General features: G+C 61.7%; 15 protein-coding genes. 4 read left to right on the top strand and 11 right to left on the bottom strand.

Annotated features, from left to right (window positions below):
* Positions 1–307 precede the first annotated feature (307 nt).
* From ACN2XU_RS01855 to ACN2XU_RS01825, 7 genes are all read right to left on the bottom strand, one after another.
* Positions 308–1663: an FGGY-family carbohydrate kinase gene (locus tag ACN2XU_RS01855; protein ID WP_419408680.1), complete on the bottom strand. Its 1356-nt coding sequence runs from the start codon at positions 1661–1663 to the stop codon at positions 308–310.
* Positions 1660–1974: an L-rhamnose mutarotase gene (gene rhaM, locus ACN2XU_RS01850; protein WP_419408679.1), complete on the bottom strand. Its 315-nt coding sequence runs from the start codon at positions 1972–1974 to the stop codon at positions 1660–1662. The genes ACN2XU_RS01855 and rhaM overlap by 4 nt, the downstream gene beginning before the upstream one ends.
* Positions 1974–2957 carry an ABC transporter permease gene (locus tag ACN2XU_RS01845; protein WP_419408678.1) on the bottom strand — a complete coding sequence of 328 codons (984 nt, stop codon included), beginning with the start codon at positions 2955–2957 and terminating at the stop codon, positions 1974–1976. Before ACN2XU_RS01845 ends, rhaM begins: the two co-directional genes overlap by 1 nt.
* Complete coding sequence (locus ACN2XU_RS01840; RefSeq protein ID WP_419408677.1) at positions 2954–3934, bottom strand: ABC transporter permease; 981 nt, start codon at positions 3932–3934, stop codon at positions 2954–2956. The genes ACN2XU_RS01845 and ACN2XU_RS01840 overlap by 4 nt, the downstream gene beginning before the upstream one ends.
* On the bottom strand, positions 3931–5424 hold the full coding sequence (locus ACN2XU_RS01835) for a sugar ABC transporter ATP-binding protein (RefSeq protein ID WP_419408824.1): 1494 nt from the start codon (positions 5422–5424) through the stop codon (positions 3931–3933). Before ACN2XU_RS01835 ends, ACN2XU_RS01840 begins: the two co-directional genes overlap by 4 nt.
* Before the next feature lie 121 nt (positions 5425–5545).
* Entirely contained in the window at positions 5546–6550 is a 1005-nt protein-coding gene (gene rhaS / locus ACN2XU_RS01830) for a rhamnose ABC transporter substrate-binding protein (protein WP_419408676.1), read from the bottom strand.
* Between the two features lie 34 nt (positions 6551–6584).
* Positions 6585–7385, bottom strand: coding sequence for a DeoR/GlpR family DNA-binding transcription regulator (locus ACN2XU_RS01825; protein ID WP_419408675.1), 801 nt, complete (start codon positions 7383–7385; stop codon positions 6585–6587).
* A gap of 189 nt (positions 7386–7574) precedes the next feature.
* Between ACN2XU_RS01825 and ACN2XU_RS01820 the strand changes: the two genes are divergently transcribed.
* Both ACN2XU_RS01820 and ACN2XU_RS01815 read left to right on the top strand, forming a co-directional pair.
* The gene (locus ACN2XU_RS01820) at positions 7575–9677 is read left to right on the top strand and encodes a bifunctional rhamnulose-1-phosphate aldolase/short-chain dehydrogenase (protein WP_419408674.1); all 2103 of its coding nucleotides are present in this window, start codon (positions 7575–7577) and stop codon (positions 9675–9677) included.
* A gap of 58 nt (positions 9678–9735) precedes the next feature.
* Positions 9736–10974 carry an L-rhamnose isomerase gene (locus tag ACN2XU_RS01815; protein ID WP_419408673.1) on the top strand — a complete coding sequence of 413 codons (1239 nt, stop codon included), beginning with the start codon at positions 9736–9738 and terminating at the stop codon, positions 10972–10974.
* A 92-nt stretch (positions 10975–11066) separates the two neighbouring features.
* Here ACN2XU_RS01815 and ACN2XU_RS01810 read toward each other — a convergent pair whose 3' ends face one another.
* Complete coding sequence (locus ACN2XU_RS01810) at positions 11067–12719, bottom strand: ABC transporter permease (protein WP_419408672.1); 1653 nt, start codon at positions 12717–12719, stop codon at positions 11067–11069.
* Between the two features lie 121 nt (positions 12720–12840).
* Here ACN2XU_RS01810 and ACN2XU_RS01805 point away from each other — a divergent pair, with 121 nt between their 5' ends.
* Positions 12841–13722 (top strand): lysophospholipid acyltransferase family protein, encoded by an 882-nt coding sequence (locus ACN2XU_RS01805; RefSeq protein WP_419408671.1) that lies wholly within the window; start codon positions 12841–12843, stop codon positions 13720–13722.
* A 78-nt stretch (positions 13723–13800) separates the two neighbouring features.
* Here ACN2XU_RS01805 and ACN2XU_RS01800 read toward each other — a convergent pair whose 3' ends face one another.
* Positions 13801–16875 (bottom strand): FG-GAP-like repeat-containing protein, encoded by a 3075-nt coding sequence (locus ACN2XU_RS01800; protein ID WP_419408670.1) that lies wholly within the window; start codon positions 16873–16875, stop codon positions 13801–13803.
* A gap of 131 nt (positions 16876–17006) precedes the next feature.
* Positions 17007–17414, bottom strand: a complete 408-nt coding sequence (locus tag ACN2XU_RS01795; protein ID WP_419408669.1) for a hypothetical protein — start codon at positions 17412–17414, stop codon at positions 17007–17009.
* A 221-nt stretch (positions 17415–17635) separates the two neighbouring features.
* On the opposite strand from ACN2XU_RS01795, the gene ACN2XU_RS01790 reads away from it, so the two are divergent.
* Positions 17636–19255 carry an alpha-glucosidase gene (locus tag ACN2XU_RS01790; protein ID WP_419408668.1) on the top strand — a complete coding sequence of 540 codons (1620 nt, stop codon included), beginning with the start codon at positions 17636–17638 and terminating at the stop codon, positions 19253–19255.
* 101 nt (positions 19256–19356) lie between these two features.
* On the opposite strand, the gene ACN2XU_RS01785 is transcribed toward ACN2XU_RS01790, so the two are convergent.
* Entirely contained in the window at positions 19357–21747 is a 2391-nt protein-coding gene (locus ACN2XU_RS01785; protein WP_419408667.1) for a glycogen/starch/alpha-glucan phosphorylase, read from the bottom strand.
* Positions 21748–21793 lie beyond the last annotated feature (46 nt).

Raw genomic sequence — 21793 nt, 5'->3', positions numbered from 1 at the left:
CAAGACGGGCTTTTGACGCTACCCTAAGATCAACACCCAAATGATTGAAAGAAAGCGAACCAATCCGCAGTGTTTTTTCTGCAAGTGTGGCGCAGATGCGGAGGCCTTGTGACACACATCACATGACGCAGGCCTAAACCCTTTATAATAACGCATGTCTACGGAGGAGTGTCCGGGTCAGGCCCGTTCACACGCGGCCAACCCTCACTCAAAAAAAGTGTTTTCCGGGCCTCCGGGGCCGACGCACACCGAAAACCGGGCACCGCCATCACGCGAAACTCAGGCTTGAGAATCACCCATGCCGAGATTATGCCGCGCGGTCGCGCCAAACCCTGGCATAGTCCGCGAGCGCCGTGTTTTCCGGCGCATGGACCTCTGCGGGATCGTCCGTTGCCTCGCCACCGGCAAGCAGCGCCGCTCCCTGAGAGGTGCCTGTCATGCTGTTCGACGTAACGACCGGGCATCCCGTTGCCGCAGCCAGCATCCGGCAGTAACCCGCATTCCGCACGAACGGGCCTTCGACGATCACGTCCCCCCGGTGTCCGATCAGGGACAGACATGTCGCCGTCATCAAGGCCAGATAAAAGCCTGACGCCACCGTCCGTTCCGCAGAGCCTGGCGCAGGCTCGCCGCCTATCCACGCGGATTCCCGTCCCTGGAACGGCCCTGATTCGCGAATCACCGATGGCAACAGCATCACTGCCTCGCGCAGCACCCGATCCTCTGCCTCCGCCGTCCAGGTCGCCGGGTTGTCACCAAGCAAAAGGCCATAGGCCCGCCCGCCCATGAACCGCGCGGAGGGGACCGGGTCGCCAAAGCCGCTCACATTGATCAAGGTGTCGCGCCCGGGATCGAGCGGCACCGGCTCTGCACCAACCCCCATGACGATCACCCATGTCCCGGTGGAAACAACGGAAAACGGTGCCTTCCGTCCGATGACATGCGGCAGGAGCGAGGCATTGGAATCGTGGATTCCGCAGTAGACGGGTGTCTGCGGCTTCAAACCCGTTCGCGCCGCCACCTCCGGCAGAACCGTCCCGAGGATATCCGTCGACGGCCGTGCGGGGGCGATCTTTCCCTCAATCCCGAGCCTGCCGACCAAGGCGGAAAACCGCTTTGCACGCGGCTCCCAAAGATCCGTGTGACAGCCAAGAGAGGACACATCCGACGCCTGTACCCCGGTCAGCCGATATCCCCAGTATTGCGGATAGCTCAGCACCTGTGCCAGTCGCGCGCGCAATCCATTCTGGCTTTCCAGAAGCCAGTGCAACTGCGCTCCGAGGTTCAATCCTCCGGGCAAACGGGGAGACCCGGTTTCCGCGAATGGCGGGCGCAGGGCGTCGTAAGCCCCGGCCATCGCGTCCGGCCCGTCAAATTCATAGTCCAGCACCGGCGTCGCCAGCCCGCCCTCCGCATCCAGCAGGACCGCGGAGGCACCATGCGTCGTCACGGAGACCGCATCCACGCCATGATCGGCCTGAAACGCCCGCAGCGCATCCAGCAGGAAACTCCAATGCCCCTCCACATCGAAATGCGGATAGGGCGGCCCCGGCAGCACCCGATTGGGCCGCGTCAGCACCGCCACTTCGGACAGGGTTTCGAGCGCGACCAGGGCCAGTTTGGCATTGGTCTTGCCGATGTCGATCACCGCGACATGGGTCATGGCAAATGGAAAACCGTCTTGAGCGGCACCGCCACCGGCTCATTGTCCGGCTTCACCTCCATGATGTCCGCCATATGCGCCCACCATTTCCGCATCACCACCTGCGCCGGCAGCGCGTCCATCCCATGGTCATTCGCACGCCAGAGCACTCCGAACAGCAGGTTCGTCTCCTCATCCAGATGAATCGAATAATCCGACACGCCCGCATCCTTCAACAGGGCCACGAGCTCCGGCCAGATGGCGTCGTGCCGCCGTTCGTACTCTTCCCGGCATCCGGGATTGAGCCGCATCCGAAAGGCATATTTCTCCATCATGCCCTCCACATCGCCCAAAGCCGCGGCAGCGCAATCACACCGATCAGCAACAGGCCGATAAAGATGCTCATCACGATTCCGGGCACGTTGAGCAGGCCAAGGCCGAAGGTCACGAGCCCCATGACAAAGGCTGCGATCACCACGCCGGGAATGCTGCCCGATCCGCCAAGGATATTCACCCCGCCAAGCACCACCATCGTCACCACTTCAAGCTCCCAGCCGACGGCAATCGACGGGCGCGTCGAGCCCAGCCGTGAGGTCAGGCAAACCGCAGCGACACCGGCCATAAGCCCCGTCAGCAGGAAAAGAATGAACTTCACACGGCCGACCCGGATGCCACTGAAGAGTGCCGCCGTCCGATTGTTGCCAATGGCATAGACCATCCGCCCAAAGTTCGTCCGGTGCAGAAGCACGCCGTAAATCACCGCCAGAATGGCGAACAACACCAGTTCAACCGTGATGACCCAGAACACGTACCCCTGTCCGAACCACGCGAAATCAGAGGGATAGCCCTTGTAGACCTGATCGCCGAGGACGATGTAGCTGATCCCGCGAAACAGGCTCATTGTGCCGATCGTCACCACGATCGAGGGCAGGCCGAGGCCGGTAACCAGCACACCGTTGAACGCCCCGCACAGAAGGCCCACCCCCAGTCCGATCAGCACCAGAACCGGTACGCCGACCTCCATCTGTGCCGCCGCTCCCATCGCCGTCGAGGCCAGCGCGATGATTGACGCCACGCTGAGGTCAATCTCGCCGGCGATGATCAGCATCGCCATGGCGAAGGCGATCATCGCCTTTTCGGTGAAGTTGAACGTCGCATCGGAAAGGTTCCACGCGTTCAGAAAGTAGGGCGAGGCCAGGGAATTGGCGATGAAGATCGCCACAGCCACGGCAAGCAAAAGGCTTTCCCAGCGTTTCAGCAGCCGCGCGGCGCGGCTCTCCAACCGATCCGGAATATGTCTTGCGACATCGCTCATGCCGTGCCCTCCGCGCGCTTAAGGATAATCCGGCCCTTTGCCCGGCCGCTCTTGGTGTTGAAGGCCACGGCAATAACAATGGCGGCACCGGAAATCGCCAGCTGCCAAAACGGCGAGATGCCGACAACGGGCAGCGCATTCTTGACGATGCCAAGGAACAGCGCGCCGAGGATGGTGCCAAGGATCGTTCCGGCGCCCCCGGCGATGGAAATCCCGCCGATCACACAGGCCGCGACCACCTCAAGTTCAAACCCCCCGGCGATGTCCACATAGGCCACCGAGTAGCGCGCCACCCAAAGATAGCCTGTCAAACCGGCCAGGGTGCCCGACAGGACAAAGGCCCAGAACTGCGTCTTGCCCACGTCCAGCCCGGTATAGACCGCCGCACCGGGATTGCCGCCAACCGCATAAAAGGCCCGCCCGAGCGGCGTGCGCGCGATCATGACTACAAAAAGCGCAGCCGCGACGATCGCGATCCAGCTCAGCACTGGCAGCCCGAGAATGACCGCCCGTGGAAAGCCTGTGAACGCCGCGCTCATCTCATGGCTGTTCACCCATTCCCCGCCGGAAATCACAAAGATGAATCCTCGGTAGATCGTCATGGTGCCAAGCGTCACCACAATCGGCGGGATCGACAGACGCCAGACGAGCAGCCCGTTGACCGCACCCATCATGGCTCCCATCGCCAGCGCCAGAACCAGGATCACCGCCAAGGGGACGCCGGGATAGGCGGCGTTCAGCATGGCACAAACCATGCCGGTCAACGCCAGGTTCGCCGCAACCGAAAGATCGATACAGCGCGTCAGGATAACCACGGTCTGCCCCAGCGCCAGAAGCAGCAAGGGCGATGTGTCGTTAAAGACATTCACCAGATTCGCCGGTGCGATGAACGCCGGAAACCGTGTGGCGATCACCACCAGCAGCACCGCGATTACCCCGACAAGGAGCGCCTCGCGCGATTTCAAGAACCCGCTCATCCCTTACCCCCGATCCCGGCCGCATGGCGCACCAGCACCTCCGGCGTCAGTTCATCCCCGGACAATTCCGCCGCAATCAGCCCTTCGCGCATCACGATCACCCGGTCGGACATGCCCAGCACCTCCGGGATTTCCGAACTGACCATGATCACGGCCAGCCCTTCCGCCGCGAGTTCCGCCATGAAGGCATGCACGGCGGCCTTCGATCCGATGTCGATGCCCTTGGTCGGCTCATCAAGGATGATCACCCGCGGTTTCGTCGCCAGCCATTTGGCAATGACCACCTTTTGCTGATTGCCGCCGGACAGATTGCCGACGTCCTGATCGAGCGCCGCCGCCCGCAGGTCGAGCCGTTCGACATAGGCCCGCGCCAGCGCAAACTCTTCCGCCAATTGCAAAAACCCGTTGCGCGAGGTTTGGACCAGCGAAGGCAACGTCACGTTTTGAAAAATCGGCAAGCCAATGACAGCGCCCTGTTTGCCGCGATCCTCCGGGACGTAGACAATGCCGTTTTCGATGGCTTCGGCAGGCGATCGGATCACCCGTACATTGCCATCAATGCGCACCGCGCCCTTCGATGGCCTGGTTATGCCGAACAAGGCCTGCATCAGCTCCGATCGCCCGGCCCCGACCAACCCGTAAAATCCGAGAATTTCGCCCTGTTTGAGGTTGAAATTGATCTCGTCGAATTCGGTCGGATGGGCATAGCCCACCACTTTCAGGACCTCGTCGCCAACCACATGGTCGCTCTTGGGGAAAATCTGATCCACGTCGCGCCCGACCATCAAACGGACCAGTTCCGCCTCATCGACATCGGCCATCAGCCCGGAGCCGACATGCTGGCCGTCGCGAAACACCGTGTACCGATCCGCAATCCGGAAAATCTCGTCGAATTTATGGGAAATGAACAGGATCGCCCGCCCCTCGGCCTTCAGGCGACCAACCAGCTCATAAAGCTCTTCGATCTCTTTCTGGCTCAGCGCGGCGGTGGGCTCATCCATGATGACCACCCGCGCATCCACGGACAAAGCCCGTGCAATCGCCACCAGATGCTTGCTCGCAATCCCCAGTTCGCGCAGCGGCGTCATGGGGTCCAGGGGCGCGTCGATCCGCTTGAGAATCTCCGCAGCCTTCCGCCGCATCTCCGCCCAGTCGATCAGCCCGAACCGCCCGCGCGGCGCATGACCGATAAAGATATTCTCGGCCACGCTCAGCTCATCGAACAGCACCGTTTCCTGATGGATCGCGGTGATCCCGGCCTGTGTCGCATCCTGCGCTCCTGCGAAATGCACCGCCGCGCCATCCACCGCGATCTCGCCGCCATCGGGACGGTAGATTCCGGTCAGCACTTTGACGATGGTCGATTTTCCGGCGCCGTTCTCACCGACAAGCGCCGTCACCTGTCCGGGATACAACTTCAGTGACACGCCATCGAGCGCCTTGACCCCGGGAAAGGTCTTGGTGATCCCGGACAGGCGCATCACGGGCATGACCCCATCCAGCGCCACCCGGTCAGAGGGTGCGGTTTGCAACATCAAAGTGCCTGTCTGCCCTGTCTTGAAATCGGGTGCCCCGGGGCAGCGCACCGCCCCGGAGATTTGGGTCAAAGGATCAGAAGATGTCCTTGAACGCTTCGATATTCGACGCATCGTAAACGAACGGATCCGCCATCGCGCCTTCGTTGTTGTCATCAAGCGTGAGCGCGCCCATGCGGCCCATCGGGATCTCTGCACCCGGCTCGGCCGTCGCCTTTTCCGTGGCGAGATTATAGGCCAGCATCGTCGCCGAATAGCCCAGGTCAATCGGGTTCCAGATCGCAAAGGACTTCGATGCGCCGCTCTCGATCGCACCGGCCATTTCGGACGGCAGGCCAAGCCCGGTCACGTTGACCTGACCAATCTTGCCCGCATCCGCCACCGCCTGCGCGGCAGCCACGATGCCCACAGAGGTCGGCGCAATGATCGCGTCGAGGTCCGGATAGGTCTGCATCAGGCCCTGCGCCTCGCGATAGGATTTGTCCGCAAGATCATCGCCATAGACAGTCCCGACAACCTCGATGCCCTCGTAGTTGCCCATGACCTTGTTCATCTCTTCGATCCAGATGTTCTGGTTCGTGGAGGTTGTGGTCGCGGAGAGCACCGCCACCTGGCCACCCTCGGGCAACTCATCCGCAGCCAGCTTGATGATCATATTGCCGATCAACGGGTTGGACGACGGGTTAAGGTGCAGCTGACGGCCCTCCGGCGCCACGCCGCTGTCCCAGGAAATCACCGTGATCCCACGCTGCATCGCCTTCTTCAGCGCCGGAACAAGCGCGTCTGTGTCGTTCGCCGACACGGCAATCGCATCCACCTGCTGCGCGATCAGGCTGTTGATCACTTCGATCTGGCCCTCTGCGGTGGTGTCGGTCGGACCGGTATAAATGATCTCGACGTTGCCAAGCTCCTTCGCCGCCTCTTCCGCGCCTTCGGCCGCCGCTTCAAAGAAGCCGATGCCCAAAGCCTTGACCACCAGCGCAATGCGCACCGGCTCGTGGCTTTCGGCAAAGGCTGCGCCGCTGGCCAACATCAGCGATGCAACTGCAGCGCCCCCGAACAATCTTCTTGAAATACCCATGATGTCCTCCCTGATGAGCAATGATCTGAACCGTTTACGCGGTCCCCTGTTCCGCCGCGGCGCCCTCCTGCGCCACGATCAGCTTTACATCCGCCGCCTCCAGCATCGCTGCGGCGCGGTCGGAAATCTTGTCGTCCGTGATCACCACGTCGATCTTTTCGAGCGGGCACAGGACAAGCGATGAGCGATTTTCGAACTTCGAGCTGTCCACCAGAACAACGAGTTCATCCGCCTGTCCGATCAACTTCTGTTCCGCCTGGATCAGCAGCGGATCGGCCTCCATCAACCCGATCGGCCCCAACCCCTGTGCGCCCATGAACATGCGGCGGGCATAGAAGTTCCGCGTCACGTCATTGTCGAAAGGGCTCAGAATGATGTTCTGCTCGCGGTAGATGGCACCACCGGACAGCATGATGGTATTCTTCGAATGCTTGAGCAGATGCTCGGCAATCGGGAAAGAGTTGGTAAAGACCTGAAGTCGCCGCGACGCCAACGGATGCACCATCTGGAACGTTGTCGTCCCGCCGTTGATGATGATCGGCTCACCATCCTCGCACAGATCGACCGCCGCGCGCGCAATCGCCTGCTTCTCACGGGTTTTCATGGTCTCGTTGACCGAAAAAGGCCGCCCCGCCAGCGGCGCGAATTGCGGCGGTGTGATCGCTTCCGCTCCGCCGCGCACCCGGCGCAGCTTCTTTTGCATATGAAGCTGCGCGATGTCACGCCGGATCGTTGCCTCGGAGACCCCGGTCAGGTTGCACAGGTCCACCACGGTCACGACCGGACGGTCCTGAACCGCCGATAAAATGATCCTGTGGCGCTCTTTCTCGTGCATGGTGTCCTCCCCTTGATGCGTCAGACTGTCCAGATTCGCCCCACACGTCAATCATTTTCTCTCAAGTTCAATCATTTTGCGCCGCAACATGATTGTTTATGATCGTTATTGATTGACATTCTGACGCACTCCGCGCAACTTTGCGCCGAGGATTATCATAGGGGCCATCGCGCCCGGCGGGAGGACTTCATGCTGAAAACAAATGAAAATCAGCGACTTGTGAATGCGTGGGACGCAGAGACGGCAGCCGGGATGAGCGAATCCGAGAAATTGCTCTACCGCTCGAACCTGCTCGGCTCTGACAAGCGCATCACCAATTATGGCGGCGGCAACACCTCCGCAAAGGTCATGGAGCGCGATCCGCTGACCGGCGAGGCGGCCGAAGTACTCTGGGTCAAGGGTTCCGGCGGCGATGTCGGCTCCATCAAGATGGACGGTTTTGCCACGCTCTACATGGACAAGCTGCGCGCACTGAAGGGTATCTACCGCGGTGTCGACTTTGAGGATGAGATGGTCGGCCTCCTGCCGCATTGCACATGGAACCTGAACCCCCGTGCGGCTTCCATCGACACGCCGCTGCATGCCTATGTGCCGAAAAAGCACGTCGATCACATGCATCCGGACGCGATTATCGCCATCGCCGCCTCAAAGAACTCGCGCGCGCTGACGCAGGAGATTTTCGGTGACACCATCGGCTGGCTGCCGTGGAAACGACCGGGGTATGAACTCGGGCTCTGGCTGGAGAAATTCTGTCTTGAGAACCCGGAAGCCAAGGGGGTTGTCCTTGAATCCCATGGGCTTTTCACCTGGGATGATGATGCCCGCGCCTGCTACGACCTGACGCTCGACGTCATTCAAAAGGCCATGGATTGGTTCGCGACGCGGACGGCGGACACGCCTGCCTTCGGGGGCGCAATCCACGAAAGCCTGCCCGGAGAGGAGCGCCGCGCCATCGCGGCCCGGCTCATGCCCGCCATCCGCGGCTTTGTCTCCGGCAATCAGCACATGGTCGGCCATTTTGACGATTCAGACACGGTTCTGGATTTCGTCAATGGCAGGGAAATGGCCGCGCTCGCCGCGCTCGGCACATCCTGTCCGGATCACTTCCTGCGTACCAAGATCCGTCCGTTGGTCGTGGATTTCGATCCGGCAAAAAACAATCTCGACGCGGTGCTGGACGGCTTGCCAGAGCAAATCAAAGCGTATCGTGAAGACTACGCCGCCTATTACGAACGCTGCAAACATGCCAACAGCCCGGCGATGCGCGACCCGAACGCCGTGGTCTACCTGATCCCCGGTGTCGGGATGATCACCTTTGCCAGGGACAAGGCCACCGCGCGCATATCCGGCGAGTTTTATGTCAACGCGATCAACGTGATGCGCGGCGCATCCGCCGTCTCCGAATACCGCGGCTTGCCGGAACAGGAGGCTTTTGACATTGAGTACTGGCTTCTCGAAGAAGCAAAGCTGCAACGCATGCCGGCGCCAAAATCGCTGGCCGGTCGCGTGGCGCTGGTCACTGGCGGGGCGGGTGGCATCGGTGCCGCGACAGCGGCACGATACCTCTCCGAGGGCGCCTGTGTCATGCTTGCCGATATTGACGAGAGCACGCTCGCCGCGACCTCAGAGGCGCTCAGCGATCGTTTCTCGAAAGACGTCGTCCGGACGGTTTCGATGAACGTCACCAGTGAAGAGGAAGTGATCCGGGCGTTCGAAACCTGCGCGGTGGAATTCGGCGGCGTCGATATCCTGGTCTCCAATGCAGGCATCGCCTCCTCGGCCCCGGTCGAGCAGACCAGTCTTGCGCTTTGGAACAAGAACATGGACATCCTGAGCACCGGCTATTTCCTGGTGAGCCGCGAGGCGTTCAAATTGATGCGGGTGCAGGATATCGGAGGCTCCGTGGTGTTCGTCGCCTCCAAGAATGGCCTCGCCGCCTCTCCGAACGCCTCCGCCTATTGTACCGCGAAGGCCAGCGAAATTCACCTCGCGCGCTGCCTGGCTCTGGAAGGGGCAGAGGCGGGCATTCGTGTGAATGTGGTCAATCCGGACGCCGTGCTGCGTGGCTCCAAGATCTGGGAAGGCGAGTGGCTCGATCAACGCGCCTCAACCTACGGCACCGACAAGGAGGGGCTGGAAGAGATGTACCGCAACCGCTCGCTGCTCAAACGATCGGTCCTGCCGGAAGATATTGCCGAGGCCGCCTATTTCCTGGCGTCGGACAAATCGGCGAAATCCACCGGAAACATCATCAACGTCGATGCGGGCAATGTGCAGGCCTTTACCCGCTAAGCGGGACAGTCCGTAGGGCGGGGCTTTGCCCCGCACCCCCTCTGGGAGGAGATCCACCATGACTTATGAAAGCGCCAAGGCGCAATTCGCCGACTGGGGCGTCGACACCGAAGCCGCCATTGCGGCACTGACGCAGATTCCGATTTCCATGCACTGCTGGCAGGGCGACGACGTTGCCGGATTTGAAGCCAGGACCGGCACCTCCGGCGGCGGCATTCAGGCAACCGGCAACTTCCCGGGCCGCGCCCGCACGCCAGACGAGCTGCGCGCCGATCTCGATTTTGCCTATGGTCTTCTGCCCGGCAAACACCGGCTGAACCTGCATGCGATGTACATGGACACGGACGAGACACCGGACCGTGACGAAATCGAAGTGCGCCACTTCCAGCCCTGGCTCGACTGGTCGCAGACGTCGGGCGTCGATCTCGATTTCAACCCGACCTTCTTCGCCCACGCCAAGGCCGACGATAATCTGACGCTGGCACATCCGGACAGGGGCATCCGCGATTTCTGGATCGAACATGGCAAGCGCAGCCGCGAAATCGCCGCCGCATTCGGCGCAGCGCAGGGCAACGCCTGCGTCAACAACGTCTGGGTCCCGGATGGGTTCAAAGACACCCCTGTCGACCGCATTACCGCACGGCGGCAGCTGGAAGCTTCGCTCAACGAGATGCTCGCCCCCGAACAAGATCCGGCCCGGATGCGCGACGCGGTCGAAAGCAAGCTCTTTGGCATTGGGGTGGAGGCCTGCACCGTTGGCAGCCACGAGTTCTATCTCGGGTATGCCATTCGCAAGGGCACACTGCTCTGCCTCGACATGGGCCACTTCCATCCCACGGAGAACATTGCAGACAAGCTGAGCGCGGTGGCTCTTTCGGTGGACGAATTGCTTCTGCACGTCTCGCGGCCGATGCGCTGGGACAGCGACCATGTCATCCTGCAATCGGATGACATTCTGCAAATGGCACAAGAGCTTGTCTTTTCCGGCCTGCTGGAGCGCACACGGATCGGCCTTGATTTCTTTGACGCCACGATCAGCCGCACGGCGGCTTGGGTCATTGGCACACGCAATATGCAAAAGGCGCTGCTGCGTGCGCTGCTCCTGCCACAGGACGCGTTGAAGTCGGCCGAGCATCGCCTGGACCACAACGCCCGCTTCATAATGACCGAAGAACTCAAGGACCTGCCCTTTGGGGTTGTCTGGGCGGAGGTCTGCGCGCGGCATGACATGCCTGTCGGGCGAGCGTTGATGGCGGAACTGGATGCCTATCAGGCCAGCGTCGCGGCTCGGGGGTGACCCCCCAGCCGGGACATCAGTCCGGGTTGGGGGCACGGCCCCCTTCCCTGCGGTCGTCCCCGATAAAGTTTTGGATCGTTGAAAGATCGCAATCAGCGGTTCGCGCGGGCCAAGAGCCCCACAGCCAGAAGGCCGACCCCGATCACCAGCACCGCCGCCGGGGCCGCACCGCCAAGGTTTTCCAGTGATGCCTGTTCGTGAACCCGTGTCGCGAGCGTTTCGTAATTGAAGGGCCGTAGCAACAACGTTGCGGGCAGCTCCTTCACGCAATCGACGAACACCAGCAGCAACGCCGAGGCCACGGAGGCGCGCATCAGCGGATAGTAAACCACCGCCAGCACTTGCCCTTGCGTGCGGCCGAGCGAGCGCGCCGCCGCCGAGAGGTTGGGCGACACGCGACCCATGGCGGCATCCGCAGCCCCCTGCCCGATGGCAAAGAAGCGCACGCAGTAGGCCAGGATGAGGGCAAAGGAGGTGCCTGTCATGAACAGGCCCGGATCCCAGCCAGTCGCCCCCCAGATCGCATCCGCGATGGTATTGTCCAGCGCAGCAAGCGGAATAAGGATACCGACACCGAGCACGGCTCCCGGCGCCGCGTAGCCAATCGTTGTGACCGGCATCAGCAGGCGCGGCAGCGGCCGGCGCGACACGCGCACCCCGTAGACCAGAAAAACGCCCGCCGCGACGGTGATCACCGCCGCCAGACCACCAACCGTGAGCGTGTGCAACCCGGCTTGCCACAACTCGGAATCTCGCCAGTGATCGGCATTTGCCACCGCGTGGCTGAGGATGACAGAAGCGGGCAGGACAAAGCCGAAGGCAAACGGCAGCGTACACGCCAGTGTCGAGAGCCATGCCGCACCACCGCCGAGGTGTTTGCGGCTGACCGGACGATGACGCGTCGACAGGTTGAAAAAGCGCATCCGGCGCCGCGAGGCCTTTTCAATCAGAACAAGGAAAATCACCAGGAACAACACGACGCTGGCGATCTGCGCAGCGCCGCCCGCGTTGTTGGCCTGCAGCCAGACGCTGAAGATACCTGTCGTCAGGGTCTGCACCGCGAAATAGTCCACCGTGCCGAAATCATTGACACTTTCCATCATGGCGATGGCCATGCCAGCAGCGATGGCCGGACGCGCAAGCGGCAAGCCCACCCGCCAGAACCGGCCAAACCCGCCCGTACCAAGAGACTGTGCAACCTCTTCGGAAGCGCCGGATTGCTCGCGAAAGGCGGCGCGCGTCAGCAGGTAGACATAGGGAAAAAGTGACCCGGTCAATACGAAGATCGCCGCGCCCATGGACCGGATCTGCGGGAACCAATAGTCCTGTGCGCTGGTCCAACCGAACAGCCCGCGCAGCGCGCTCTGCACCGGACCGGCATATTCGAGGAAATCCACCAGCGCATAGGCACCCACATAAGCCGGTATTGCCAGCGGCAACAGCAGCAGCCACTCCAGCCAGCGCCGCCCCGGAAACTCGTAGCGCGACACCAGCCAGGCCGCCCCGGTGCCGACCATGGCCGACAGAATACCGACCCCAATCATCAGGATGCCGGTGTTCATCAGGTAGCGCGGCAGCGTCGTCGCAAGCAGATGCGGCCAGATGTTTTCGGATGGGAACAGCGCAATGCCCAGCACCGACAGGATCGGTGCGACGACCACCAATGCGATGACGACAGCGCCCGCGGACCACGGGTTTATGCGCATCGGGCGCGAGGGGGCGGGCGTGCTTTCGGTGACACTCATGGGGAGGCCTTCACGGACGGGAGGTTTGCTTTGTGGCGAGACCGGGTATAGTCCAAGGCCGAGCCAGTAAAAAGACCCTGCCGCGCGGGCCCGCCCGGCCAATGGCAGAGAAGAGAGAGCGATGCAGGTCATTCTTCATCTCGGCGTGCATTGCACCGATGACGACAGGTTGCTCAAGGGCCTTTTGCGCAACGCCGATACGTGGCGGCATGAAGGCGTGGCCATTCCCGGCCCCTCGCGCTACCGCGCCCTGCTGTCGGAGGCGGTCAACTCGATCTCCAGCGGCCGCCCGACGCCGGAGGCGCGGGAAATCCTGCTGGATGCCATCCTGTCGGAAGATCCCGACGATGTGAAGCGGCTGGTCCTCAGCCATCGCAATTTCCTCTGTGTGCCACGTCTCGCCTTGCAGGACGGGCTTCTTTACCGACTGGCGGAACGACGCCTGCGGACACTCCGGGGGCTGTTTGAGGAAGATGACCTGGAGTTGCACATCGGGCTGCGCGATTTCGCCACCTGGCTGCCGGCCCTGCTGAGGGACAGCCCGAATGACGAGCCCGGTGCCGTCTTGCACGGCGCCGATCCGATGCAGCTGCGCTGGTCGTCGTTCCTGCGCCGCATCCGCGCCGATCTACCCGATGTGCCGATCACGGTCTGGGCCAATGAAGACACGCCTCTGATCTGGGGTCAGCTTCTGCGCCGGATGGCCGGCGTTCCGCTCGATCGCAAGATCACCGGGGCGTTCGATATGTTGTCAGCCGTGATCGCGCCGGAGGGGATGCGGCGGTTCCGGGCCTTTCTCAAGGAAAACCCGGACCTGCCAGAGCCGCAGAAACGCAAGGTCATGGCGGCTTTCATGGACAAATACGCCCTGACGTCAGAGGTCGAGGAAGAGCTCGACATGCCTGGCTGGGACGCGCCCTATGTGGACATGCTGAGCGAGTTGTATGACGACGATCTCGACCGGATTTCCCAGATTGACGGCGTTACCCTTGTGATGCCGTGACCAATCCAGATGCGACGCGGCCCCGGATGTGCTCCGAGGCCGCAATACCCTGAAATCACCCTGCCCCAGGGCGGCGCCTTACTGGCGGGTCACAGTATACTGCCGCCCCGGCAGGATCGGCCCGGCGAGAACGGTAACCGCGCCATCCGGCCAGCGCACCCGCGCTTCTGCCGCACTCTCTGCCGCGCCCAACCCGAAATGAGCCACCGGCGCGTCAAAGCTCATGAAGCCACCGCCAAGCTGCAATTCGCGCGACTGCACTCCGCCGTCTTGCCCGACAAGAGTCACGCGCGCGCCGATGCCATCCACGTTGCCCGCACCATCCTGCAAACGGATCGCCAGACCCGGCTTTTGAGTGTTGTTGCGAAAGACAGCCAAAGGCCCGTTGACCGGATGCGTGATCATGTCGAGATCGCCATCCCCGTCCATGTCGAAGGCCGTTGCGGAAGCGGTCATCAGGTAATCCTCCAGACCGAACGGCCCCGAGGCCTCTTCGAATCCGGTGCCGGTGTTGTGGAAGAACAGATTGGAGGGCGAGACCTCGTTGGGCACCCAGGTACCATTGACGATGTACATGTCCTGCAGACCGTCCTGGTCGAAATCGGCGATCTTCGTGTCCCAGCTCCAGCCGCCCACATCAAGGCCGCGTTCAGAGGCCGTGTCTTCAAATTTCCCGTCCTGCCATTCCAGCATGACGTTGGATCGCAGGATCTGCTGATGGGTCAGTGCGATCTCTTCCGGCAGAGGCTGCCGCGCCGGTTTGAAGTGCAGCGTGCAATAGGCCGCCGGGATCGGCTGATCCGCCGGAATCAGATCGCACAGACCCGGATCGCGGCGCTGGATCGCCAGATCCTTGATCAGCATGGCCTTGCATTCGGTCTTGTACCGCCCCTCCAGTTCCTCGCAGCGCGAGGCATAGGTCGGATCAAAGCTGTTGCCGCTGCGATACCATGTCTTGATCGCCATGTTCCGCTCGCAGACTCCCCTGGCGTCGCTGTCGGCGATGCCATCGCAGTACCGCCCAAGCGGCTGCATCTTCAACGTCCGCGACACCCCCGAAGAGCGCCCCGCGATCTGCGCAAGGTAGATGCCGGAATGGCCCTCGTTGAACATATCCGCGGATTTCACCGCCATCGTCGTGGTCGTGGTGTGCGGGATGAGACCCTCCGGCTCGGTGATCATGTCGAGGCCACCCTGGCCATCGCCGCGATAGAAGTAATCGGGAACATCGAAATCATTGCCGACGATCAGGTCCTGTGTGCCGTTGTCATCGAAATCGCTGAACAGGATCGACAGCGTCTCTCCGGGAATGCCGGGCAGCGCTGTCACCTCGGCCTGATCAAGCGCGCCAGTCTTGTTCAACAGTACGGCATTGCGCGATTCCTCGCCCGGTATGCGCCGATACCAGCCTGCCGCCCAATTGCCCAAAGCGACGTCCAGATACCCATCGCTGTCAATGTCCGCGAGGCTCACCGCCATGGAGAGCGGCGCTTCGGGAATGTTCGGCACCTTTTTGGCAGGCTCGGCGCCAAAGCTGCCCTCGACATTGCGCAGCCAGTAGTTGCCATCAAGATAGGTTGCCAAAAACAGATCCTGCCAGCCGTCATTATCCAGATCCGCCAGAACAGCGTTGAAAATCGGCATATCGGCGAGATCGCCAAGATCCACGTCTACGCGCGCAAACTGGCCGCTGCCGTCGTTGGCATAGAGGTAAAGCCCGACTTCGGTCGAGGCGACGGCAAGATCCGTGTCGCCGTCATGATCATAATCCGCCGAAGACAGGCTGCGGCCTTCCCAGAACGGCGGCCACATGTCCCGCATGGTGAACTCGACCGGTTTGTCGATGCCGATCTCGCTGGCCTCCATACGGGTAAAGCCGGTCCCGGCCGCCGGGCTTGGCGGCACGAAGGGTTTTGCGTCGACGGTGATGCGATCCGCATCCTCGGAGGTGACGTGCGGCAGATCCGCCATGCCCGCCGCCTGCGCAGCCCCCCACATGTAGGGGGCAGGCCTGGCTTGATCCGCCTCGCCCGTCAGCAGGCGCAGGGCCTCCTCCGTGCGCCATTCCTGATAGGCGTTGGCACCGATCCCGGCCCCGAAACCAAGCACCGCAATGGTCGCGGCCATCATGACGGCCGCGCGCGGGCCAATCGCCTGTGTGACGATGAAGAACGAATAGATCGAGAAGCTGCCAAGCGTGAAGACCAGCGCCATCACATAGCCATGCGACAGGCCGGCCGCGATCAGCGCCCCGGCCAGCACCACGTCAAAGGCAATCGGCACCGGCATGAACAGGCCAAACAGCGTCACAAGCGCGAGAATGCCGATCCCGAACCCCAGGTTCATCACCAGATCCTGCGGCAGGAGCGTGCCCACAACCGCCCCGAGGAACCCGGCCAGGATCATCAAGGGCACGGTCAGCTTCAGAATGTACCAAAGGTTCTTGAGGTAGGCGAGCACCACGGCCACCGCCGCCTTGAAGATAGACTCTCGCTCCGCGCTGAACTCGTCCACGGCCCAGGGCACCGGTTTGATCTTGCTCGCGTCTATCTGGGTGCTGGGCAGGGCCCGGCAGATCAGCGGCACGGCGATCAGGATCACGAAGATGCTGAGCGCGATCTTGGTCACCGCCATGTAGAACGGCAGAAGGCTGAACAGCATCGACAAGACCACGATGTTGAGCGTCGGAGAGGCCACCATGGTCGACAGGGTCATCTCGGCTCGCATCCCCGACGAATACATCCCCTTGCCGATCGGCGCGACGCAGTTGGCGCACACACCCAGCGGCGCGCCGATGAACATACCCATGAATGAATTGGCAAAGCCGTTCTTGAAACTGCGCTGCCGCAGATAGCCCATGGCCGTCATGAACGCCGCCGCGAACAGCAGGCCAAAGGTCATGCCCTTCTTGTTCGTGTTGATCCAGTTGAGCGTCGAGTAATAGATCTTCTCGACCGTGCCCATCGCGGCGGTCAACGGGTATTTCGCCTCGAAACTCAGCGGATCCTCAAGCTGGATCGCACCCGACATCATCGCCTTTTCGTTGAGGGCCGGATAGCGCGAGCCCGTCCAGAATAGGTAAGCCAGTACCGCGACAATCAGAACCGCAAGGAAAAACCGCTTTTGATATGGCGGAGAGACAAAGGTGTCCATGCTGACACTCCCGTTAGGAAAATGCGAAAAACACAAAAATCACCGGGGATCAGATCAAACCGAAGACGCCCCCTGCCCGGCCGGACAAAAGGTCCGGCCCATGCGTGCCGGACCTTTTTTTTGCCGCCGGGTTATTCTTCCCGAACCTCTTCGGGAGTGATGATCACACCGCGCGAGACGACGAAGTGACCGGTCATGTAGAACGGCTTCTTCATCGTGGTCTGCGGTTCGCCGCGACCATTGTCGATCGGGTTGACGATCTCCACGTCCTCTTCCGTCGCGGCGCGCAGCTCAAAGCGATAGACGCCGTCCTGCGCATCGGCACGATCGAGCTCGTAGACCGGGGTGCCACTTTCGGCGCGGATCTGGCTGATCCGGCCATTGGGGGCGGCCACCACCATGGTGGCGTTGCTCAGGCCAATCCAGTTCTCGAACCACACGGCGTTGGAATTGTGCTGCTGTACCGGATCGGGGTTGTTCGCCCAAACCGCGCTGGCCAAGCTCAGCGCCACAGCAGTCATGATCGAGAGGCTTCGCATAATTCAGCTCCTGCAAAAGAATTTGTTCGGGGGTGGTCACCGGGGCCAATACCCCGCCCTCCTGCACCACTCTACCCGTTATCGACCAAAACACAAAATCTTTGGCGCGAGGTCAAGCATCCCAGAGGGCGGAACAGAAAAACTCAACCCGCCGGCATCGTCCGGACTTTTCGATAACGGTAACTTCTGTAGGGTGATCCGAAACAGGAAAGGATATCGCCATGCAAGAATGGTGGCGCGACGCGATCATCTACCAGATCTATCCCCGCTCCTATCAGGACGACAACGGCGATGGTGTCGGCGATCTGAGGGGGATCACCCGCCGCCTGCCCTATGTGGCGGAGCTCGGCGCGGATTGCATCTGGCTCTCTCCGATCTTCGCCTCGCCGCAGAAGGACATGGGCTATGACGTCTCCGATTATACCGCCATCGACCCGCTCTTTGGCACCATCGAGGATTTCGACGAGTTGATCGAAACCGCCCATGGCCTTGGGCTCAAGGTCATCGTGGATCAGGTCCTGTCGCACACCTCCGATCTGCACCCATGGTTCAAGGAAAGCCGCAAAAGCCCGGACAATCCCTATGCGGATTGGTATGTCTGGGCCGACCCGCTCCCCGACGGCAGCCCGCCGACGAACTGGCACAGCCATTTCGGCGGTCCGGCCTGGGAATTCGAACCGCAGCGCGGCCAATACTACTTGCACCACTTCCTCGGCTCTCAGCCGGACCTGAACTTCCATAATCCGGCGGTGGTGGATGAAATCCTGCGCACCTGCAAATTCTGGCTCGATCGCGGCCTCGATGGATTCCGGCTCGACACGGTGAACTACTATTTCCACGATCAGTCGCTGCGCTCCAACCCACCGGCACAGACACGCCCGCAGGTCATGGCGACCGACCTCTACGGGATGCAACACAACCTCTATAACAAGACCAGACCCGAAAACCTTGGGTTTCTCGAAAAGCTGCGCAGCCTGACCGACCGCTATGAAGAGATCATGATGGTCGGCGAGGTCGGAGAAATGGGGGCGCGCTCCATCGAAATCATGGGCGAATACACCGCTGGCCATAACCGCCTTCACATGGCCTACAGCTTTGCCATGCTCGGGCCGGATTATTCCGCCGCGCATTTCCGCTCCTGCATCGAAGGGTTTCAGAAAGGCGCGCCGGATGGGCATCCCTATTGGTCCTTCTCCAATCACGACGTGCCCAGGCAGGTCAGCCGCTGGGCCGGGCATGCGGTCAGCGAAGAGGACATGGCCCGCCTGACCTGTGCCATGCTGATGAGCTTCGAAGGCACTATCGGCATTTATCAGGGCGAAGAGCTGGGCCAGACCGAAACCGAGCTGGTCTACGAAGAATTGACGGACCCGCCTGCGCTGCGGTTCTGGCCGGCGGTCAAGGGGCGCGATGGCTGTCGCACGCCGATGGTCTGGGAGAAGGATGCGCCGAACGCAGGATTTTCAGAGGGCACCCCCTGGCTGCCGGTCAAGGCACCGCAGGCCGCCAAGGCCGTCGACCAGCAAGGCAACGACAGCATTCTGAGCTTTTACCGGGGCACCATCGCCTTCCGCAAATCAAGCAACGCGCTGCGCTATGGCAAGACCGTTTTCATCGACCTGCCTGAACCTGTCCTCGCCTTTCACCGCCGCGCGGCGGAGCAGTCCATAGCCTGCGTGTTCAACCTCGGCAAAGAACCGGTAACGCTGACGCTCTCTGGCGAGGCGGCACTGACCGGGCCGCGCAATGCGCATCTCACCGGGGATATGCTGACCCTGCCGGGCAATGGTTTTGCCTATATCGAGAACACCGGTGATCTTAAGCTCTCGGCAACGGCATGACAACGCGCGCCCAGGCATCGAACCGGGCGCGCCACCCAAAGCGCAGACCTTTGATTGTCTGAAAATCGCGCCGGAAACTGCCAGAGTTTCCGGTGCCCACGTCACAGCAGGCTCTTCGCGCCCCAGACCTGATCCATATAGCCCCGGATCGTCCGGTCGGAGGAGAAGAACCCCGATCCGGCAATGTTCTGCAATACCATCCCGTCCCAACGGTCCTGATCCGCATACACCCTGTCCACATAGGTCTGGCATTCGCCGTAGGCGACGAAATCGGAGGCCACAAGGAACGGATCGTGGTTCCACGTCTGATCCAGCAGGCCATGATAGCGCGAGACCTCTTCCGGCGAAAAACGCCCCTCGGCCAGCATCTGCAACACATCCTGCAGGTCCTGGGATTGCAGGATCGCCTTGCGCGCATGATCCGCCACCCGGTAGCGCGCCAGCACCTCCTCTGCCGTCATCCCGAAGAGAAAGAAGTTCTCCGCGCCCACATGGTCGCGGATTTCCACGTTAGCCCCGTCCAGCGTGCCGATGGTCAGCGCGCCGTTCATGGTGAATTTCATGTTCCCCGTACCGGACGCTTCCTTGCCCGCCGTGGAAATCTGCTCTGACAGATCCGCTGCCGGCATGAGCCGCTGCGCCATGGAAACGTTGTAATTCGCCGGGTAGACCACCTTGAGATAGTCGCGGGTGACCGGATCGTTGTTGACCACCTTGGCCACATCGTTGATCAGCCGGATGATGATCTTGGCAGTGAAATAGCCAGGCGCGGCCTTGCCGCCGAAGATCTTCACCCGAGGCACCCAACCGGCACCGGGGTTCTTGCGGATCGCATTCCAGCGCGCAATCGTCTCAAAGACATTCAGCAGTTGGCGTTTGTACTCGTGGACCCGCTTGACCTGGACATCGAACATCGCATCCGGGTCAAGCCGCAGACCCATGCTCTGCTGCACCCAGTTCGAGAAAGCGACCTTGTTCGCCCGCTTCGCCGCGCGGATCTTCGCGCGCAATTCAGGGCTGTCCGCCTCGCGCAGCCCCGCGAGCCGGTCGAGATCATTTTCCCAGCCCGAGCCAACTGCCTCAGTGATTACCGCACTCAAACCCGGGTTCGACAGCTTGAGCCAGCGCCGCGGCGTCACGCCGTTGGTCTGGTTCAGGATCCGGCCCGGATAGGCCTTGTTCAGATCGGCAAAGACCGTCGTTTTCATCAAATCGCTGTGCAGCGCCGACACGCCGTTCACATGGCTGGCCATGACAAAGGCGAGCGTGCCCATATGGACCTGATCGTGATGCACGATGCGCAGGTCCGGGCCGCATTGCGTTGCGGCCTGATGTTCCGCGTCGATGCGCTCGATGATCTGCATGTGCCGCGGCAGAACCCGGCCCATCAGCCATGTGGACCAGGTTTCCAGCGCCTCCGGCAGCAGCGTATGGTTGGTATAGTTCAGACAACCCTGCGCCAAACGCTTCGCCCGCGCCCAGGCCACGTCATGCTCATCCACCAACAGCCGGATCAGCTCGGGCCCGGCCAGCGCCGGATGCGTGTCATTCATCTGGATCGCGACCTTCTGCGGCAAAAGGTCGAGATCGTCGTATTCGCTCAGAAACCGCCGCAGGATGTCCTGCAGCGCCGCCGCTGTCAGGAAGTACTCCTGCTTGAGCCGCAGCTCCTTGCCGCTTTCGGTGGTGTCCTCGGGATAGAGAACCCGGCTCAAGGTCCGCGCCAGCGCTTCCGGTGCCGCCGCCGCCGTGTGATCCCCGGAGTTGAACCGCTCAAGATCGAACAATTCTGTCGGATGCGCGCCCCAGAGCCGCAGGGTGTTGGCCCAGGCCCCCTCCCAGCCGACCTGTGGCGTGTCATAGGCCCGCGCCAGAACCGTCTCGCCGGGATGCCAGACCGCGCGCCCATCGCGCGTCTCGACATGCCCCTTGAACGGGATGGTATAGGACGCCTCGGGGCGGTCGAATTCCCAGGGATGCGGCTGGTTCAGCCAATCCTCCGGCGTCTCCACCTGCCGCCCGCCTTCGAACCGCTGCCGGAACAGCCCATGTTCATAGCGGATGCCATAGCCAAAGGCCGGACAGCCCAGCGTCGACAGGCTCTCAAGGAAACAGGCCGCCAGCCGCCCAAGGCCGCCATTGCCCAGCGCCGCGTCCGGCTCGTCTTCCACCACATCCATCAGCGATACACCCTCGGCGCGCAGCACCTCTTCGATGCGCTCGTGCAGACCGAGATTGATCACCGCATCCTCCAGAATGCGCCCGATCAGGAACTCCATCGACAGGTAGTAGACCCGCTTGCCCTGCTGCTCGTAGGTGCGCCGCGTCGCTTCGAACCAGCCGTCCACGATCATATCCCGCACCGTATGGCTCACCGCCATGCGCCAGTCATAGGTGCTGGCGTGTGCCTTGTCCTTGCCCATGGTGTAGGTCAGGTGCTGGGTGATCCGCGCCCGCAACATCTCTGCGGACATGTCGTTCAATGCGTTCATGGCTTGGCACCGTTATCGTTATCACTATTAAAGATCTGCATTAGGC

Origin of the sequence: Pacificoceanicola niger (assembly GCF_048553275.1) — a bacterium.
Classification (GTDB): Bacteria; Pseudomonadota; Alphaproteobacteria; order Rhodobacterales; family Rhodobacteraceae; genus Pacificoceanicola.
The sequence above is the reverse complement of the archived record's forward strand: the minus strand, read 5'-3'. Positions and strand labels throughout refer to the sequence as shown.

Bases quoted from the DNA above. Each gene is read 5' to 3' on its own strand.
- ACN2XU_RS01855 (WP_419408680.1), bottom strand. From the start codon at position 1,663: ATGACCCATGTCGCGGTGATCGACATCGGCAAGACCAATGCCAAACTG.
- rhaM (WP_419408679.1), bottom strand. From the start codon at position 1,974: ATGGAGAAATATGCCTTTCGGATGCGGCTCAATCCCGGATGCCGGGAA.
- ACN2XU_RS01845 (WP_419408678.1), bottom strand. From the start codon at position 2,957: ATGAGCGATGTCGCAAGACATATTCCGGATCGGTTGGAGAGCCGCGCC.
- ACN2XU_RS01840 (WP_419408677.1), bottom strand. From the start codon at position 3,934: ATGAGCGGGTTCTTGAAATCGCGCGAGGCGCTCCTTGTCGGGGTAATC.
- ACN2XU_RS01835 (WP_419408824.1), bottom strand. From the start codon at position 5,424: ATGCCCGTGATGCGCCTGTCCGGGATCACCAAGACCTTTCCCGGGGTC.
- rhaS (WP_419408676.1), bottom strand. From the start codon at position 6,550: ATGGGTATTTCAAGAAGATTGTTCGGGGGCGCTGCAGTTGCATCGCTG.
- ACN2XU_RS01825 (WP_419408675.1), bottom strand. From the start codon at position 7,385: ATGCACGAGAAAGAGCGCCACAGGATCATTTTATCGGCGGTTCAGGAC.
- ACN2XU_RS01820 (WP_419408674.1), top strand. From the start codon at position 7,575: ATGCTGAAAACAAATGAAAATCAGCGACTTGTGAATGCGTGGGACGCA.
- ACN2XU_RS01815 (WP_419408673.1), top strand. From the start codon at position 9,736: ATGACTTATGAAAGCGCCAAGGCGCAATTCGCCGACTGGGGCGTCGAC.
- ACN2XU_RS01810 (WP_419408672.1), bottom strand. From the start codon at position 12,719: ATGAGTGTCACCGAAAGCACGCCCGCCCCCTCGCGCCCGATGCGCATA.
- ACN2XU_RS01805 (WP_419408671.1), top strand. From the start codon at position 12,841: ATGCAGGTCATTCTTCATCTCGGCGTGCATTGCACCGATGACGACAGG.
- ACN2XU_RS01800 (WP_419408670.1), bottom strand. From the start codon at position 16,875: ATGGACACCTTTGTCTCTCCGCCATATCAAAAGCGGTTTTTCCTTGCG.
- ACN2XU_RS01795 (WP_419408669.1), bottom strand. From the start codon at position 17,414: ATGCGAAGCCTCTCGATCATGACTGCTGTGGCGCTGAGCTTGGCCAGC.
- ACN2XU_RS01790 (WP_419408668.1), top strand. From the start codon at position 17,636: ATGCAAGAATGGTGGCGCGACGCGATCATCTACCAGATCTATCCCCGC.
- ACN2XU_RS01785 (WP_419408667.1), bottom strand. From the start codon at position 21,747: ATGAACGCATTGAACGACATGTCCGCAGAGATGTTGCGGGCGCGGATC.